17 protein-coding genes are annotated in these 17,803 nt (G+C 63.6%); 7 read left to right on the top strand and 10 right to left on the bottom strand.

All coding sequences use genetic code 11. The annotated features are described in order from the left end of the window. Window positions 1-8: 8 nt before the first annotated feature. The 7 genes from nagE to INT12_RS00900 all read right to left on the bottom strand — a co-directional run bounded on the left by nagE (window position 9) and on the right by INT12_RS00900 (window position 8,503). Window positions 9-1,700 carry an N-acetylglucosamine-specific PTS transporter subunit IIBC gene (nagE, locus tag INT12_RS00930; RefSeq protein WP_104904513.1) on the bottom strand — a complete coding sequence of 564 codons (1,692 nt, stop codon included), beginning with the start codon at window positions 1,698-1,700 and terminating at the stop codon, window positions 9-11. A 26-nt stretch (window positions 1,701-1,726) separates the two neighbouring features. Further along, complete coding sequence (ptsP, locus tag INT12_RS00925; protein WP_193039577.1) at window positions 1,727-4,237, bottom strand: phosphoenolpyruvate--protein phosphotransferase; 2,511 nt, start codon at window positions 4,235-4,237, stop codon at window positions 1,727-1,729. Between the two features lie 36 nt (window positions 4,238-4,273). Continuing rightward, entirely contained in the window at window positions 4,274-5,284 is a 1,011-nt protein-coding gene (locus tag INT12_RS00920; RefSeq protein WP_017846149.1) for an SIS domain-containing protein, read from the bottom strand. Then, entirely contained in the window at window positions 5,277-6,383 is a 1,107-nt protein-coding gene (nagA, locus tag INT12_RS00915) for an N-acetylglucosamine-6-phosphate deacetylase (protein ID WP_017846148.1), read from the bottom strand. The genes INT12_RS00920 and nagA overlap by 8 nt, the downstream gene beginning before the upstream one ends. Window positions 6,384-6,419: 36 nt before the next feature. After that, on the bottom strand, window positions 6,420-7,151 hold the full coding sequence (locus tag INT12_RS00910; protein ID WP_193039578.1) for a GntR family transcriptional regulator: 732 nt from the start codon (window positions 7,149-7,151) through the stop codon (window positions 6,420-6,422). Window positions 7,152-7,413: 262 nt separating this feature from the next. Next, window positions 7,414-7,917, bottom strand: coding sequence for a L,D-transpeptidase family protein (locus INT12_RS00905; RefSeq protein ID WP_017846146.1), 504 nt, complete (start codon window positions 7,915-7,917; stop codon window positions 7,414-7,416). A gap of 37 nt (window positions 7,918-7,954) precedes the next feature. After that, window positions 7,955-8,503, bottom strand: a complete 549-nt coding sequence (locus INT12_RS00900; RefSeq protein ID WP_017846145.1) for an NUDIX hydrolase — start codon at window positions 8,501-8,503, stop codon at window positions 7,955-7,957. A 146-nt stretch (window positions 8,504-8,649) separates the two neighbouring features. Between INT12_RS00900 and INT12_RS00895 the strand changes: the two genes are divergently transcribed. The 5 genes from INT12_RS00895 (at window position 8,650) to purT (ending at window position 11,905) form a co-directional block, all read left to right on the top strand. After that, window positions 8,650-9,252, top strand: coding sequence for a CoA pyrophosphatase (locus INT12_RS00895; protein ID WP_017846144.1), 603 nt, complete (start codon window positions 8,650-8,652; stop codon window positions 9,250-9,252). A gap of 35 nt (window positions 9,253-9,287) precedes the next feature. Continuing rightward, the gene (locus INT12_RS00890) at window positions 9,288-9,812 is read left to right on the top strand and encodes a gamma carbonic anhydrase family protein (protein ID WP_017846143.1); all 525 of its coding nucleotides are present in this window, start codon (window positions 9,288-9,290) and stop codon (window positions 9,810-9,812) included. Further along, window positions 9,809-10,024: a DUF1289 domain-containing protein gene (locus INT12_RS00885; RefSeq protein WP_046382197.1), complete on the top strand. Its 216-nt coding sequence runs from the start codon at window positions 9,809-9,811 to the stop codon at window positions 10,022-10,024. Before INT12_RS00890 ends, INT12_RS00885 begins: the two co-directional genes overlap by 4 nt. A gap of 162 nt (window positions 10,025-10,186) precedes the next feature. Beyond that, window positions 10,187-10,654, top strand: a complete 468-nt coding sequence (locus INT12_RS00880; RefSeq protein WP_017846141.1) for a VUT family protein — start codon at window positions 10,187-10,189, stop codon at window positions 10,652-10,654. Between the two features lie 69 nt (window positions 10,655-10,723). Further along, window positions 10,724-11,905 carry a formate-dependent phosphoribosylglycinamide formyltransferase gene (purT, locus tag INT12_RS00875; protein WP_026139924.1) on the top strand — a complete coding sequence of 394 codons (1,182 nt, stop codon included), beginning with the start codon at window positions 10,724-10,726 and terminating at the stop codon, window positions 11,903-11,905. A 122-nt stretch (window positions 11,906-12,027) separates the two neighbouring features. On the opposite strand, the gene INT12_RS00870 is transcribed toward purT, so the two are convergent. From INT12_RS00870 to INT12_RS00860, 3 genes are all read right to left on the bottom strand, one after another. Continuing rightward, window positions 12,028-13,338: an MFS transporter gene (locus INT12_RS00870; RefSeq protein WP_017846139.1), complete on the bottom strand. Its 1,311-nt coding sequence runs from the start codon at window positions 13,336-13,338 to the stop codon at window positions 12,028-12,030. A 300-nt stretch (window positions 13,339-13,638) separates the two neighbouring features. After that, window positions 13,639-14,877, bottom strand: a complete 1,239-nt coding sequence (locus INT12_RS00865) for a transporter associated domain-containing protein (protein WP_026139923.1) — start codon at window positions 14,875-14,877, stop codon at window positions 13,639-13,641. A gap of 12 nt (window positions 14,878-14,889) precedes the next feature. After that, on the bottom strand, window positions 14,890-15,702 hold the full coding sequence (locus tag INT12_RS00860) for an inner membrane protein YpjD (protein ID WP_026139922.1): 813 nt from the start codon (window positions 15,700-15,702) through the stop codon (window positions 14,890-14,892). 219 nt (window positions 15,703-15,921) lie between these two features. Here INT12_RS00860 and ffh point away from each other — a divergent pair, with 219 nt between their 5' ends. Continuing rightward, entirely contained in the window at window positions 15,922-17,298 is a 1,377-nt protein-coding gene (gene ffh, locus INT12_RS00855) for a signal recognition particle protein (protein WP_017846136.1), read from the top strand. A gap of 251 nt (window positions 17,299-17,549) precedes the next feature. Then, a complete protein-coding gene (gene rpsP / locus INT12_RS00850) occupies window positions 17,550-17,801 on the top strand; it encodes a 30S ribosomal protein S16 (RefSeq protein WP_003175899.1) in 252 nt (83 codons plus the stop codon). Window positions 17,802-17,803 lie beyond the last annotated feature (2 nt).

Below are 17,803 nucleotides of genomic sequence, written 5' to 3'. Positions count from 1 at the left end.
TACCTCTCTTAAACCCTGGCGCCGACCTCATGGACGCTGACCAGTCGCTCCAATACCTCACTCAAGCCCGAGGCCTTGTCACCAATCAGCAGGTGCCAAACACCGCTATCAAGTTGGCTGACGCCTTGGCAACCAAGTGCCGTCAGTTGAGCCTCGGACACCACCGAATCATCCCCCAATTCCACCCGCAACCGGGTCATCGCCACCGCTTCCAGCTGGCGCACATTCCCCCGGCCGCCCAATGCGCTCAGCCATTGCTCGGCTTCCTGCACATTGACCGCGACCGGTTTATCCACCGGCGCGCCGGCCACAAACGCTGGCATCGCCAGGCGAATCTCATCGGCAATGCTGTCGGCCATCGGCCCGACCACCACCTGCAAACTGCCGCCGTTGCCCGGCCGCACCACGGCCATCGCGCCGAGGGCTTTCAACTGTGCATCCACCGCTTTGTTGCGGTCGACCATGTCCAGGCGCAGGCGCGTGGTGCAAGCCCCGACGCTGAGCAGGTTGTCCGCCCCTCCCAGCGCGTGGATGTAAGCCGTGGCGCGCTGGTTATCGCTCATCGCTTCGGCCTGCGCCACCGGGATATCTTCGCGGCCCGGTGTCTTCAGGTTGAAGCGGCGGATGCAGTAGCTGAACACGCTGTAGTAAATCGCCGCATAAGCCAGGCCGACCGGTACGACCAGCCAACCGTTGGTGGACTTGCCCCAGCCCAGCACCATGTCGATAAAGCCGCCGGAGAAAGTAAACCCGAGGTGGATATCCAGCAGGTTGGTGACCGCCATCGACAGCCCGGTCAGCAGCGCATGCAGCAGGTACAGGAACGGCGCGAGGAACATGAAGGCGAATTCGATCGGTTCGGTCACGCCGGTCAGGAACGAGGTCAGCGCCATCGACAGGAAAATCCCGCCCATCACTTTGCGTCGTTCCGGCAGGGCGTTGCGGTACATCGCCAGGCATGCGGCGGGCAGGCCGAACAGCATCACCGGGAACATGCCGGTCATGAACTGGCCACCTTTCGGGTCACCGGCGAAGTAGCGGGTCAGGTCGCCGGTCACCACCGCGCCGGTCACCGGGTCGGTAAAGCTGCCGAACACGAACCACGCCATGTTGTTGAGGATATGGTGCAGGCCGGTGACGATCAGTAGGCGGTTGAACACGCCAAACACGAAGGCCCCCAGGCTGCCGCTTTCCATCAGCAACACGCCGAAGCTGTTGATGCCGTGCTGGATCGGCGGCCAGATCAGGCCAAAGATCACGCCCAGGCCGACCGCGCTGAACCCGGTGACAATCGGCACGAATCGCCGCCCGCCGAAGAACGCCAGGTACTCCGGCAGCTTGATGTCCTTGAAGCGGTTATACAGCCCGCCCGCCATCAGGCCGCTGGCGATCCCGGCAAGCATGCCCATGTTGATGGTCGAGTCCATCACCTTGAGCGTCGAGATCATCACCAAGTAACCGATGGCCCCGGCCAAACCGGCCGTGCCGTTATTGTCGCGGGCAAAGCCCACGGCGATGCCGATGGCGAAGATCAGCGCAAGGTTGGCGAAGATCGCCTGCCCGGCGTCGTGCATCACCGCGATGTTGAGCAGGTCGGTGTCGCCCAGGCGCAGCAGCAGGCCGGCGATCGGCAGGATCGCGATCGGCAGCATCAGCGCACGGCCCAGGCGTTGCAGGCCTTCGATAAGGTGTTGGTACATGGCGTGTCTCCCTTTTCTTGTTGTTGTCAGCTCAGCGGCCAGTGGTGTTGACAGGCTTGGCGTACCGCCTTGGCGCTGCTCAGGTCGAGCAGGCCCAGGCTCAGTTGCCGGCATTGCGCCGCGTCCAGGTGGCGGACGCGGTCCTTGATTTCGCCGATCTGCGGCGGGCTGACCGACAGCTCGCTGACCCCCAGCCCGACCAACACCGGCGTCGCCAGCGGGTCGGATGCCAAGGCGCCGCACACGCCGACCCAACGCCCGTGTTTGGCCGCGCCCGTGCAGGTCTGGGCGATCAGCCGCAGCAGCGCCGGGTGCAGCGCATCGACCCGCGCGGCGAGGCCGGCGTGGTCGCGGTCCATGGCCAGGGTGTACTGGGACAGGTCATTGGTGCCGATGGACAGGAAGTCCGCATGCCTGGCCAGTTGTTCGGCCATCAGCGCGGCGGCGGGCACTTCGATCATCACCCCCAGTTCCGGGCGTTGGGTCAGTTGCAGCTCGGCGCACAGTTCATCCAGGCGTTGGCGGATCTGCAGCAGTTCGTCGACTTCGCTGACCATCGGCAGCAGGATGCGGCAGCGCGCCAGCGGGCTGACTTGCAGCAGTGCGCGCAGTTGCTGGTCGAGCACGTCGGGGCGCACCTGGGCCAGGCGAATGCCGCGCAGGCCCAGCACCGGGTTGGCCTCGACCGGCAGCGGCAGGTAGTCGAGCTGTTTGTCGCCGCCCACGTCGATGGTGCGGATGATCACCGACTTGTCGCCCATCGCATCCAGCACGGCTTGATAGGCCTGGCGTTGTTCCTGTTCATCCGGCGCGGTGCGGCGGTCGACGAAGAGGAACTCGGTGCGCAGCAGGCCGATGCCGTCGGCGCCGTTTTCAAACGCCACCTGGGCCTCGGCGCTGGAGGCGACATTGGCGGCGACTTCGATGGTCATGCCATCGCGGGTGTTCGCTGGCAGTCGGGCCTGGGTCTGTTGTTCCTGGCGACGCAGGTTCTGCGTGTCGCGAATCCGCTCGACTTCGGCGTGGCGCGCCGCGCTGGGTGCCAGCTCCAGGCGACCGTTAGCCGCGTCGAGCACCACGCGTTGGCCTTGGGGCACATCGAGCACTTCGGCGCCCAATGCCACCACGCACGGCAAGCCTTTCCCGCGGGCCAGGATCGCGACATGGGAGGTGGCGCCGCCCTCGGCCATGCAAAGGCCGGCGGCGTGTTGCGCGCTCAGTTGGAGCAGGTCCGACGGGGTCAGCTCGTGGGCGCTGACAATCGCCCCGGCAGGCAACTCGACGTGCCATGCTTCGCCGAGCAGCACGCGCAGTACCCGTTGTTGCAGGTCGCGCAGGTCGTTGGAGCGCTCGGCCAGCAACGGCTTGCCCAGGCCCAGCAACACCGCGCATTGCGCCTGGATCGCATCGCGCCAGGCGTGGGTCGCGGCGCTGCCGTGCTCGATGGCGCGGGTGGCGGTGTCCAGCAGGGCCGGGTCTTCCAGCAAGGCGAGGTGGGCGGCGAAGATGTCTTCTTCTTCGGTATTTCGGCGTTGGCGGGCGAGGTCCAGGGTGGTGCGGATTTCGCCGCGCACTTGCTCAAGGGCCGCGTCCAGCCGTTGCAACTGTTCGTCGGCGCAGTGGTTACCTGTATCGGCCGGCAACTCGATCGTGCTCAGGCGGAACAGCGGCCCGCACACCAGGCCCGGTGCCGCACAAACACCTTGCAACACACCGACCTCGGTATTCGCGCGGCGTGGAGCAGCCGCCATCGGCGTGTGAGGTTCTTCGCCGATGGCGACAGACAGCGCGGCGACCAGCGCCTGCAACGCCGCCGCACAATCCTTGCCGCGACAGGTGACACACACCTCATCGCCCTCACCGATGCCCAGCCCCATCAGGCCGATCAAGCTGTCGCACGCCGCCGACTTGCCGGCGAAGTGCAACTGCGTCTGGCTGCTGAACGCTTGTGCGGTCTTGCGGATCAATGCCGCCGGACGCGCATGCAAGCCGCCGCGATGGGTGATCCGCACGTTGGCGCTGGCTTGCGCGACGGAGTTATCCACAGCGGTTTGCAGCGCCGCGCCGGAACGCAGCGCCACGCGCGCCAGCGGTTCACCGTGTTTGACTGAGCGCAGCGGCAGCGGTGTCAGTTCGAAGCGCTCGCTGTTGGTGAGAATGATCAGGCTGACCAGGCTTTTGCACTGGCGCGCAATCCGGTCCAGATCGAACTGCATCAGCGCCTGGCCCTTGCTCACCTGCGCACCGTTCTTCACCAGCAGGGCAAACCCTTCGCCGTTCAACGCCACGGTGTCGATGCCCACATGCATCAACAGCTCGGCGCCGTTCTGCGCGCGAAGCGTCAGTGCATGCCCGGTGCGCGCGACATGGATGATCTCGCCGTCGCACGGTGCGTACAGGCTATCGTTCAGCGGATCGATGGCCAGGCCGTCACCCATGGCGCCGCTGGCGAATACTTCGTCGGGGACGTTGCCCAGGGCCAGCACCGGCCCGCTGAGGGGGGCGCCGAGGGTCAATGCATTATTGTTGTTGGACATGGGCACGGTACTCATCAGGAAATCGCGGCACGCCACTCAGTGGGTGCGGGTCACTTTGCTCAGGTGGCGCGGCTGGTCCGGGTTCATGCCACGGGCGAGCGCCAGGCCGGCGGCCATGACATAGAAACTCTGGATGGCCAGGATCGGGTCCAGGCTCGGGTGTTCGGCGCGGCTCAGCGGCAGGTCGCGTTCGGCGATATCGTCCGGCGCCGCCAGCAACACGCGGGCGCCGCGTTGGCGCATATCGGCGGCCAGGCTCAACAGGCCGGCTTGCTCGGCACCGCGTGGGGCGAATATCAGCAGCGGGTAGTTGTCGTCGATCAAGGCCATCGGCCCATGACGCACCTCGGCGCTGCTGAAGGCTTCGGCCTGGATCGCCGAGGTTTCCTTGAGCTTGAGCGCGGCTTCCTGGGCGATGGCAAAACCAGCGCCACGGCCGATGACCATCAACTGCTGGCAGTCGCGCAGGGCGTCGATGGCGTTCGTCCAATCCTGTTTGGCCGCCTCGCGCAGGCCATCGGGCAACGCACGGCAGGCGTGCAGCAGGTCGGTTTCCTGGTTCCAGTGGCCGATCAACAGCGCGCTGGCGCTGAGGGTCGCGATAAAGCTCTTGGTCGCGGCCACGCTGAGTTCCGGCCCGGCGCACAGCGGCACGTGGAATTCGCAGGCGGCTTCCAGGGGCGAGTCTTCGGCATTCACCAGCGAGATGCTCAAGGCGCCGCGTTGGCGCAGCAGGCGCAGGCTGTCGACCAGGTCCGGGCTCTGGCCCGACTGAGAGAAGCCGAATGCGACCTGGCCGCTGACCTTCAACGGCGCGTGCAGCAGGGTCACCACCGACATCGGCAACGACGCCACCGGAATGCCCACGTGCTGCATGGCCAGGTAGGCGAAGTAGCTCGCGGCGTGGTCGGAACTGCCGCGAGCGACAGTCATCGCCACGTGCGGCGGCTGACGGCGCAGGCGCTCGGCGATGTCTTGCAGGCGCGGGGCCAGGCGTTGCAGCTGCGCCGCGACCGCGTCGCTGGAGGCGAGGGCCTCTTCAAGCATTTTTGAAGACAATGGTTTCTCCTTCGACCATGACGTCGGTGAGGTGCAGGGAGCGGTCCAGGCGCACGCAGTCGGCAAAGCTGCCGGGTTGCAGGCGGCCGCGTTGTTCCAGGCCCAGGTAGTCCGCCGGAAATTGCGACAGGCGTTGTGAGGCTTCGCTGATGGGCAGGCCGATCTTCACCAGGTTGCGCAGCGCCTGATCCATGGTCAGGGTGCTGCCGGCCAGGGTGCCGTCGGCCAGGCGCACGCCGCCCAGGCATTTGGTCACGGTGTGGCTGCCCAGCTTGTATTCGCCGTCGGGCATGCCGGCGGCGGCGGTGGAATCGGTGACGCAGTACAGGCACGGGATCGCGCGCAGGGCCACGCGCATGGCGCCGGGATGTACGTGGAGCAAATCCGGGATCAATTCCGCGTACTGCGCGTGGGCCAGCGCCGCGCCAACGATGCCGGGCTCGCGGTGATGCAGCGGGCTCATGGCGTTATACAAATGCGTGAAGCTGGTGGCGCCGGCGGCGAGGGCGGCGACGCCTTCTTCATAGCTGCCCAGGGTGTGGCCGATCTGCATACGCACGCCGCGTGTACTGAGGGCGCGGATCAGGCGGTCATGCCCGGCGATTTCCGGGGCGATGGTGATCACCCGGATCGGCGCCAGGCGCAGGTAGGCTTCCACTTCTTCCATCAATGCGGTGTGGGCGAAGTTGGGTTGCGCGCCGAGTTTGCCCGGATTGATGTAGGGCCCTTCCAGGTGTACGCCGAGGACCCGGGCGCTGCCGCTTGGGCGCTGCGCGCAGAAGCTGCCGAGCTGGCCGAGCACACTGGAGATTTCATCCACCGGCGCGGTCATGGTGGTGGCCAGCAGCGACGTGGTGCCAAAGCGCACGTGGGTGCGGGTGATGGTTTCGAAGGCGTCGGCACCTTCCATGATGTCTTTGCCGCCACCGCCGTGGACGTGCAGGTCGATAAAACCCGGCAGCAGGTAGGGCAGGTCGTTGTCGGCCGGGTCGCAAGGTGCGCCTTCAATGGCGATCACCTTGCCGTGTTCATGCACCAGGCGGCCGCGAATCCAGCCATGGGGTGTGAGGATATTGTCTTCGGACATGGGCAGTTCTCTAAGGCCGCGGTGCGCGGCAAAGGCCTATCGACGCAGCTCGGCGACAAAGTCGTAGTAGTCGTTGCGGCAGTAGGTGTCGGTGATTTCGATCGGTGTGTTGTCGGCGGTGTAGCCGACACGGGTCATCAGCAGCATGGCGGTGCCGGGGGCGATGCCGACCAGCGCGGCGAACTCGTCCGAGGCGTTGATCGCCTGGATATGCTGCAGGGCGCGCACGATGGGTTTGCCGATGCCTTCGAGGTACTCGTAGAGGGACTGGCCGATGGCTTGCGGATGCGGCAGCACCGCGGCGGGCATGGTGGTCATTTCGATGGCCATCACCGTGTCGTCCGCCTTGCGCAGGCGCTTGAGCCGCGCCACTTTGTCGGTCGGCGACAGGCCCAGGCGGATCAGCTCTTCGTGGGTCGGCGCGCTGATGTCGCGTTCCAGCCACTGGGAGCTGGGCACAAACCCCTTGAGTCGCAGCATCTCGCTGAAGCCCGACAGGCGCGACAGCGGTTGTTCCAGGCGTGGCGTGATAAAGGTGCCGGAGCCTTGGCTGCGACGGATCAGGCCTTGGGCAAACAAGACTTCCAGCGCCTTGCGGGCGGTGACGCGCGAGATGTTCAACTGCTCGCTGAGGGCGCGTTCCGACGGCAGGGCCTGTTCGGATTTCCATTGGCCGGCGTGGATCGCCGCTTCCAGGTTGCGGGCCAGTTGCAGGTACAGCGGCGTGGATTGCTTGTCGTCGGGACGCAGCGTCAGGATGGGGTTCATCTGTCAGGTTTCCGATGCGGTTATTAGTGTGTTGTCGCCCGGTATTGGCCGGAAACTAATACCACTTAAATACCATGTCAATGCTGCCAAAACGCTTAGGCCCCTGGTTTCAGGGCGCACTAACGGTGTCTGGTATCAAGTGGTATTAGAGAGGTCTTTAAGGCGCGCAGAGCTGCGCAGCCTGCGGGGTAAATTGGTATTCACCGGCAGGCGCTGTCGAGGGCAGGAAACTTTTTTTAGTTAATTGACCGAGGGGCGAAGGTTACGGGCGGATCTCGACCAGGGTGCCGTCCTTGACCAGGTTCCAGACTTCGCGCATGTCGACGTTACGCATGCCGATGCAGCCGTCGGTCCAGTCCAGGGTGTGAAACCACTGCTCCGGGTACTCCGCGGTGTCGGGCGTGCCGTGGATCATGATCATGCTGCCGGGGTTCACGCCTTGGCGGCGGGCACGGGCCGAATCGCTGATATTGGGGTAGGAGATGTGCATGGACAGGTTGTAGCGGTCGCTGGTTTTGCGCCAGTCGATCCAATACAAGCCTTCCGGCGTGCGACGGTCGCCCTCGATCAGCTTGGTGCCCTTGGGGTTTTTGCCCAGGGAGATACGGTAGGTCTTGAGGGGTTTGCCATCGTTGATCAGTTGCAACTGATGGGCGGACTTGAGGACCAGAATTTTCTCGACCGTCTTGCCGCCCAGGGTTTCCAGGGTGGTGGCTGAGGACAATGTGGCGAACGACAGGCAGAGCAAAGCAAGCAACCAACGCATTAAAACGATTTCCCTTGGACGACGATCTGCCGGTTTGTTATTGGGCGGGCTGGGACAGCGGCGGCACAGCTTCGTTGCGCACCGGGAACGACCGTAGGCGACGGTCGGCGAAGAAGTATTCTAAGGTACGCCCGACTGTGCGGAAAGCCAGCTCGGACCAAGGGATATCGGCTTCGTCGAACAGTCGCACTTCCAGGCTTTCGGGGCCAGCGGCGAAGTTCAGGTCAATCAGCTCGGCGCGGTAGAACACATGCACTTGGCTGATATGCGGCACGTCGATCAGGGTGTAGAGGCTCAGGTTGCGTACATGGGCGCAGGCTTCTTCCATGGTCTCGCGCATGGCGGCCTGTTCCACGGTCTCGCCGTTCTCCATGAAACCGGCGGGCAGGGTCCAGTAACCCAGGCGTGGCTCGATGGCGCGGCGACACAACAACACTTGATCGCCCCACACCGGCACGGTGCCGGCGACGATATTGGGGTTCTGGTAGTGAATGGTATGACAGTGATCGCATACAAAACGCAGGCGTGCGTCGCCTTCGGGAATGCGTTGGGTGACCGGTTTACCGCACTGGCTGCAGAAATTCATGCTGGGGTTCCTGGAAAGTCTGCCTATCTTGGCGTGGGCGGCAGGGCCCTGCAAGTTGTCGTTTCGCGACAGCCCTTCGGTTTTGGGGTTGGGCGCCCGCGCGCTTTGGTGCATGATGCAAAGTAGCCAACAGACCGAGATGACTCATGCTGGACGAGCTACTTCGCCGGGTAAGCAATCACACACCGCAACGGCTTGAGACCGACGGGCGTTTCCCCGAGGCCGCCGTGCTGGTGCCGATTACCCGCAGTGACGAACCTGAGCTGATCCTGACCCTGCGCGCCAGCGGCCTGTCGACCCATGGTGGCGAAGTGGCCTTTCCCGGCGGGCGTCGCGACCCCGAAGACCCGGACCTGATCTTCACCGCCCTGCGCGAAGCCGAAGAAGAAATCGGCCTGCCGCCCGGCCTGGTCGAGGTGATCGGCCCGTTGAGCCCGCTGATTTCCCTGCATGGCATTCGGGTCACGCCCTACGTTGGCGTCATCCCGGACTACGTCGACTACCTGGCCAACGACGCCGAAATCGCCGCCGTCTTCAGCGTGCCCCTGGAGTTTTTCCGCCAGGACCCGCGCGAACATACGCACCGCATCGATTACCAGGGCCGCAGTTGGTACGTGCCGAGCTATCGGTTCGGCGAATACAAGATCTGGGGGCTGACGGCAATCATGATCGTCGAGCTGATCAATTTGCTCTATGACGATGCCAACATCAGCCTGCACCAGCCGCCCAAGAGCTTCATCCATCTATAAGCCATCGTTTAAATGGCCAGTCGTGAGGACATATCATGAAATACCGCCTGGGCGACGCCCGCGTCGAGACGCACCCACACAGCTGGGTGGCGCCGAATGCCACGCTGGTGGGCAAGGTCAAGCTGGAGGAGGGCGCCAATGTCTGGTTCAACGCGGTGTTGCGTGGCGACAACGAACTGATCCTGATCGGCAAGAACAGCAATGTGCAGGACGGCAGCGTGATGCACACCGACATGGGTTACCCGCTGACCCTGGGCACCGGCGTGACCATCGGCCATAACGCCATGCTGCATGGCTGCACCGTCGGCGACTACAGCCTGATCGGCATCAACGCGGTGATCCTCAACGGCGCGAAGATCGGCAAGCACTGCATCATCGGCGCCAATTCGCTGATCGGAGAAGGCAAGGAGATTCCCGATGGCTCCCTGGTCATGGGCTCGCCGGGCAAAGTCGTGCGCGAATTGACTGACGCGCAGAAGAAGATGCTCGAGGCCAGCGCTGCGCACTATGTGCATAACGCCCAGCGTTATGCGCGGGATCTGGTCGAGCAGGAAGAATGAAGCCGCCAGAGCGCCCCGTCGCCTCGCCGTGCGTGAGCATTTGCGCGCTGGATGACGACGACATTTGCACCGGCTGCCAGCGTACCGTGGAAGAAATCACGCGTTGGAGCCGCATGGACAACGCTGAGCGTCGGGTGGTGCTGGGGTTGTGTCATGAGCGGGCGCTGGCGGGTGGGTTGGTGTTTATGGCGTCCGGTAAATCCGTTGGCTGAATCATCGCTATCGGGGGCAAGCCCCCTCCCACATTCGACCGCGTTTAAACTGTAGGAACGCGGTCGAATGTGGGAGGGGGCTCGCCCCCGATGGCGCCATCCCAGACGACATCCCTGTAATTGTGTACCCTGTGCGGCATTACCCACAGGTCCATCCCCCCCATGCTCTTCCTGATCGCCTACATCAGCAGCGTCGTGCTGATCAACTTCGCCTTCTCCACCGCGCCGCACCTGGATGTGATCTGGTCCGCCTGGGGTGGCCTGGTGTTTATCCTGCGCGACATGGTGCAAACCCGCTTCGGCCACGGCGCGATTCTTGCCATGCTGGCGGCGCTGGCGCTGTCGTATATCACCTCCGACCCGTCCATCGCGCTGGCCAGCGCCACCGCGTTTGCGGTGTCCGAGTGCATTGACTGGCTGGTGTTCAGCATCACCAAGCGCCCGCTCCACGATCGCCTGTGGATAAGTTCGGCGCTGAGCATTCCCCTCGATACCTTTATCTTTTTCGGCTTGATCGGCGCGCTTACGCCTGCCGTGGTGGGCACCGCGCTGGCGTCGAAATTCGCCGGGGTCACGGCGGTCTGGCTGATCATGGCCTGGCGTATCCGCAAACGTGCCGTCGCCAACTGAAGCCAATCTGTGCAGTTCATGTAAAATGCCGGCCTTTCTCCCCATGATCCGCTCCCCTGAGGACCTGAGATGACCCGAATCGGAACTCCATTGTCGCCAACCGCGACCCGCGTTTTGCTGTGTGGCTGCGGTGAGCTGGGCAAGGAAGTGGTAATCGAACTGCAACGCCTGGGCGTTGAAGTGATTGCCGTGGATCGCTACGCCAACGCGCCGGCGATGCAGGTGGCTCATCGCAGCCATGTGATCAACATGCTCGACGGCGCGGCCCTGCGTGCGGTGATCGAGGCGGAAAAACCGCACTTCATCGTGCCGGAAATCGAAGCCATCGCCACCGCCACCCTGGTGGAGCTGGAGGCCGAAGGCTTCACCGTGATCCCGACCGCGCGCGCCGCGTCGCTGACCATGAACCGCGAAGGCATCCGGCGCCTGGCCGCCGAAGAGCTGGACCTGCCGACCTCGCCGTACCACTTCGCCGATACCTTCGAAGACTACAGCAAGGCCGTGCAAGACCTGGGCTTCCCGTGTGTGGTCAAGCCGGTGATGAGTTCGTCGGGCAAGGGCCAGAGCCTGCTGCGCAGTGCCGACGACGTGCAGAAAGCCTGGGATTACGCTCAGGAAGGCGGGCGTGCCGGCAAGGGCCGGGTGATCATCGAAGGCTTTATCGACTTCGACTACGAAATCACCCTGCTGACCGTGCGCCACATCGGCGGCACGACCTTCTGTGCGCCGGTCGGCCACCGTCAGGAGAAAGGCGATTACCAGGAATCCTGGCAGCCTCAGGCCATGAGCCCGATTGCCCTGGCGGAATCCGAGCGCGTGGCCAAGGCCGTCACGGAATCCCTGGGCGGCCGCGGCCTGTTTGGCGTGGAGTTGTTCATCAAGGGCGATCAGGTGTGGTTCAGCGAAGTGTCGCCACGCCCGCATGACACCGGCCTGGTCACCTTGATTTCCCAGGACCTGTCGCAGTTCGCCCTGCACGCGCGCGCCATCCTGGGCCTGCCGATCCCATTGATCCGTCAGTTCGGGCCTTCGGCATCGGCGGTGATCCTGGTGGAAGGGCAATCGACCCAGACCGCCTTCGCCAACCTCGGCGCGGCCCTGAGCGAGCCGGACACGGCGTTGCGTCTGTTCGGTAAGCCGGAAGTCAACGGCCAGCGCCGCATGGGCGTGGCGTTGGCGCGGGATGAGTCGATTGAAGCGGCTCGCGCCAAGGCGACCCGTGCGGCTCAGGCGGTTGTTGTAGAGCTCTAAACCGCGTCGTGCCTATCGGGGGCAAGCCCCCTCCCACATTTTGACCGCATTCCTACAGATTAAACGCGGTTAAGTGTGGGAGGGGCGGTGCGACGATTCGACTTGCCCCCGATAGCGATCTATCAGGCAACCTTGTTCAAATCGTTATCCCGCGTCTCTTTCAGGCACAGCACCGCAATCAAGCTCAGCAACGCTGCCGCCGACACATACCCGCCGACATAACTCAGCCCGCCCATCGCCACCAGCTTGGTCGCGAAGAACGGTGCCGCCGACGCGCCGACGATCCCGCCCAGGTTATACGCCGCCGAAGCGCCGGTATAACGCACGCGGGTCGGGAACAGTTCCGGCAGCAACGCGCCCATCGGCGCGAAGGTCACACCCATCAGGAACAGCTCCAGGGCCAGGAACAGCGCCACGGCCCAGGTCGAACCATGGGTCAGCAACGGCTCCATGGTGAAGCCCGACAGAATCGCCAGCAGCGCACCGACAATCAGCACCGGCTTGCGCCCGAATCGATCGCTGGCCAAGGCTGCCAGCGGCGTCGCCAGGCCCATGAACAACACGGCAAAACACAGCAAGCCGAGGAATGTCTCGCGGCTGTAGCCCAGGGTCGAAACGCCGTAGCTCAGAGAAAACGCCGTGGTGATATAGAACAGCGCATAACACACCACCATCGACGCGGCACCCAGCAGCACCGGCAGCCAATGCTGGCTGAACAGTTCCACCAACGGCACTTTTACCGGCGCTTCCTTCGCTACCGCACTGGCGAATACCGGGGTTTCATGCAGCTTCAGCCGCGCATACAGGCCGACCATCACCAGCGCCGCGCTGAGGATGAACGGGATGCGCCAGCCCCAACTGCGAAATTGCTCGTCGTTCAGGTTCATGGCCAGGATCAGGAACAGGCCGTTGGCCGCCAGGAAGCCAATCGAAGGACCGAGTTGCGGGAACATGCCGAACCACGCGCGTTTGCCCTTCGGCGCGTTCTCGGTGGCGAGCAGCGCCGCACCGCCCCATTCCCCGCCCAGTCCCAGGCCCTGGCCGAAACGCAGCACGCACAACAGAATCGGTGCCCAGGCGCCGATGCTGTCATACCCCGGCAGCAAGCCGATCAGCGTGGTACACACCCCCATCAGCAGCAACGAAGCCACCAGCGTCGATTTGCGGCCGATACGGTCGCCAAAGTGGCCGAACAGCGCCGAACCCAGCGGGCGGGCGATGAACGCGATGCCGAAGGTCAGGAACGACGCGAGCATCTGCGCCGTGCCGGAGGTTTGCGGGAAGAACACCGGGCCGATCACCAGCGCGGCCGCAGTGGCATAGATATAGAAGTCGTAGAACTCGATGGCCGTGCCGACGATGCTGGCGGTGGCGACGCGGGCGGTCGAGTTGGTCGGGGCGGCGGTCGCAGCCTCGTTATAGGTGGTGCTCATGGCGGTATCCCTGAGGGGCAGTGCGCGTTTGGACGCGGATTATTATTGGTCGAACACCCATGGATCAGGGTTGTGGGCGGAGCGGCTCGGGATGAGAGCGGACACCGGTCGTACAGGGCAAGGCAGTGCCTGGACGCGGTCCGTGCGGATAGCACGCGGTCGGGCGCGGCTTGGGTAAGCCGACCCGATTATAGGAAGGGGTTTGCGCATCCAACAAGGGGGAAAATCTGATCGTCTGCACACAGTGGATCAGTGTGGGAGGGGCGATGCGACGATTCGAAGTGTGTTCCGTCGGCGAGGCTACGTGGCAACCGGCACGCGGCTGGTGTGCCAGATCAGCACCTTGCTCACGCGGTTGTCTTCCGTCTCGAGGATTTCCAGGCGGTAGCGGCCGATCTTCAGGCACACCGCACAATCGGGAATGGTTTCCAGCGCTTCGGTCACCAGGCCGTTGAGGGTCTTGGGCCCGTCGCTGGGCAGGTGCCAGGCCAGGCTCTTGTTCAATTCGCGGATCGAGGCGGTGCCGTCGACGATGTAGCGGCCGTCCGGTTGCGCTTCGATATGCGGGTTGTCGGCACTTTGTTCGCTTTCGAATTCGCCGACGATTTCTTCGAGAATGTCTTCCAGGGTGACGATGCCCAGCACTTCGCCATACTCGTCCACCACCATGCCCAGGCGCCGCTGTTGCTTGTGGAAGTTCAGCAGTTGCAGTTGCAGGGGCGTGCTTTCCGGGACGAAGTAGGGTTCGTAGCAGGCCTCGAGCAAGGTCTCCTTGGTCAGGCTGGCATCCGGTAGCAGGTGCTGGATCAGCCGGGTGTTGAGCACGGCTTCGACCTGGTTGATGTCGCTGTGGAACACCGGCAGGCGGGTGCGCTGGGAGTTGCGCAGTTGCTCGAGGATCGCGTCGAGCGAGTCGTCCAGGTTGATGCCGTCCACTTCGCTGCGCGGCACCAGGATGTCGTTGACGGTGATGTTGTCCAGCGCGTGGATGCCGGGCATGCCGGGCGTGCGACGTTCATCTCCCTCTGGCTCGGGTTCGTCATCATGGTCGGGCTGCGGGTCGTCGCTTTTTTTCACCATGCCCGGCGGGCGGGCAAAGGGGCGCAGTAACAGCAGGCTGATGCCATTGAGCAGCCAGGCGAGGGGGTAGATAATTTTCAGCGGCACGCCCAGCAGGGCGTTGCCGAAGCCCAGCACCGCTTGCGGATGGCGGGTGGCCAGGGCGCGCGGCAGGTAATCGGCCAGCACCAGCAGGATCGTGCAGGAAACCAGCCAGCCCAGCCACGCGCCGTTTTGCGCCCAGGCGTAGATCGCCAGCAGGGTGCAAAGGATCACCACGCCAGCACGGCACAGGGTGTTGCAGAGGATCATGCTGGGGCGTGGGAAGTGCAGGCGGGCGGCGGCTTTGTCGCCCTGGCGGGTACCGGGGCGCAGGGCCAGCAGGTGTTGTTGTGCGGCTTCGATGGCGGTAAACAGCGCCGCCCACAAAATCAGCAAGGCGATTACCGCGAGCATCGGCCCTAAGGGCAAGTTGTCCATGATCGCTGCCCGTCAGATATGCAGGATGTATTCGCGAACCAGCTTGCTGCCGAAGTAGGCCAGCATCAGCAGGCAGAAACCGGCCAGGGTCCAGCGGATCGCCTTGTGCCCGCGCCAGCCAAGGCGGTTGCGGCCCCACAGCAGCACACTGAACACCACCCACGCCAGGCACGCCAGCAGGGTTTTATGCACAAGGTGCTGGGCGAACAGGTTCTCGACGAACAGCCAGCCAGAGATCAGCGACAGCGACAGCAGCGTCCAGCCGGCCCACAGGAAGCTGAACAGCAGGCTTTCCATGGTTTGCAGCGGCGGGAAGTTCTTGATCAGGCCCGACGGATGCTTGTGCTTGAGCTGATGGTCCTGCACGAGCAGGAGCAACGCCTGGAACACCGCGATGGTGAACATGCCATAGGCCAGGATCGACAGCAGGATATGCGCAAGGATGCCCGGCTCTTCGTCGATCACCTGCACCGTGCCGGTGGGGGCGAATTGCGCCAGCAGCACCGTCAGCATGCCCAGGGGGAATAGCAGCACCAGCAGGTTTTCCACCGGGATGCGTGCGCAGGCGATCAGCGTGAGGGCGATCACTGCGGCGGCGATCAGGCTGGCGGCGCTGAAAAAATCCAGGCCCAGGCCGACCGGCGTCATCAAGTGGGTGAACAGGCTCGCGGCATGGGCCAGCAGGGCGAGGACGCCAAGGCCTGCCAGCAGGCGAGTGTCGGCCTTGGCGCCTTGCGCCAGGCGAGTGCCCTGGTAGAGGGTCGCAGCGGCATATAAAAAGGCGGCGGCGAGACTGGGTAGCAAACTGGGTGACAAAGGGAGCATAAATCCTGTTAGGCAAGCCCGAAAGGCGCTGAGTTTGGCATACACCTGCGTTCCACGAAAGACTTCAGGGCCAGACAGCGGGTGTGCATGGGCGCAGTCTTCGCTATAATCCGCGACCTGCCCACGCCGCAGGCTCGCCGAGCGCTGTTTTTAATAGCGATTTATCACAGCCTGGGCCGCCATTACCTCGGTCTACCATAGGGCCTGAAAGGATCGCGCATGTTTGAAAACTTGACTGACCGTCTCTCGCAGACGCTGCGCCATGTAACCGGCAAGGCCAAGCTGACCGAGGACAATATCAAAGACACCCTGCGTGAAGTACGCATGGCGTTGCTGGAAGCCGACGTGGCCTTGCCTGTGGTCAAGGACTTCGTCAACTCGGTCAAGGAGCGCGCGGTCGGCACCGAAGTGTCCCGCAGCCTGACGCCGGGCCAGGCTTTTGTGAAGATCGTCCAGGCCGAGCTCGAAAGCCTGATGGGCGCGGCCAACGAAGACCTGAACCTCAGCGCCGTGCCGCCGGCCGTCGTGCTGATGGCCGGTCTGCAAGGTGCGGGTAAGACCACCACCGCTGGCAAGCTGGCGCGCTTCCTTAAAGAGCGCAAGAAAAAAACCGTGATGGTGGTGTCGGCCGACGTATACCGTCCGGCGGCCATCAAGCAGCTGGAAATGCTCGCGGGCGAAGTGGGCGTGACCTTCTTCCCGTCCGACCTGAGCCAGAAGCCGGTCGACATCGCCAATGCGGCGATCAAAGAAGCCAGGCTGAAGTTCATCGACGTGGTCATCGTCGATACCGCCGGTCGCCTGCACATCGACGAAGAGATGATGGGCGAGATCAAGGCGCTGCATGCCGCGATCAACCCGGTCGAGACGCTGTTCGTGGTCGACGCCATGACCGGCCAGGATGCGGCCAACACCGCCAAGGCCTTTGGTGACGCACTGCCGCTGACCGGCGTGATCCTGACTAAGGTCGACGGCGACGCCCGTGGCGGTGCCGCGCTGTCGGTGCGCGCCATCACCGGCAAGCCGATCAAATTCATCGGTATGGGCGAGAAGAGCGACGCGCTCGAACCGTTCCACCCTGAACGTATCGCTTCGCGTATCCTCGGCATGGGCGACGTGCTCAGCCTGATCGAGCAGGCCGAAGCGACGCTCGACAAGGACAAGGCCGATAAACTGGCCAAGAAACTGAAGAAGGGCAAGGGCTTCGACCTCGAAGACTTCCGCGATCAGTTGCAACAAATGAAGAACATGGGCGGCCTCGGCGGCCTGATGGACAAGCTGCCGAACATCGGCGGTGTGAACCTGGCGCAAATGGGCAATGCCCAGGGCGCGGCAGAGAAACAGTTCAAGCAGATGGAAGCCATCATCAACTCCATGACCCCGGCCGAGCGCCGCGACCCTGAGCTGATCAGCGGTTCGCGCAAGCGTCGGATCGCCATGGGCTCCGGCACCCAGGTGCAGGACATCGGCCGCTTGATCAAGCAGCACAAGCAGATGCAGAAGATGATGAAGAAATTCTCCGCCAAGGGCGGAATGGCCAAGATGATGCGCGGCATGGGCGGTATGTTGCCCGGCGGCGGCATGCCGAAAATGTAAAGTATTCGAGCGGGAGCGTGCTCCTGCTCCGCCCCACAGGGATGTGGGATCTCCAGCAAACCCGCCGTCTGGCGGGAGCTGACTTGCCGTTTTAACCGACGGCTCTATAGCAGATCTGAATGGCACGCTGATAGGCGCCAGAAAAAGACATTTGCAAAAGTCCGGATATTCCTTAGAATATGCGGCCTTTCGGGCACCTATGCCCGCTGTGCATTTAGATTTGCAGCACCGACTACAGGAACGATGTTCACATGCTAACAATCCGTCTTGCCCTTGGCGGCTCCAAAAAGCGCCCGTTTTACCACTTGACCGTAACCGACAGCCGCAACCCGCGTGACGGTTCGCACAAGGAACAGGTTGGTTTCTTCAACCCTGTTGCTCGTGGTCAAGAAGTTCGTCTGTCCGTGAACCAAGAGCGCGTAGCCTACTGGCTGAGCGTTGGTGCACAGCCTTCCGAGCGTGTTGCCAAGTTGTTGAAGGACTCGGCTAAGGCCGCAGCCTGAGC

The organism is Pseudomonas sp. K8 (assembly GCF_014889455.1).
GTDB classification, from domain to species: domain Bacteria; phylum Pseudomonadota; class Gammaproteobacteria; order Pseudomonadales; family Pseudomonadaceae; genus Aquipseudomonas; species Aquipseudomonas veronii.
This window is presented reverse-complemented; position numbering and strand designations above follow the sequence as displayed.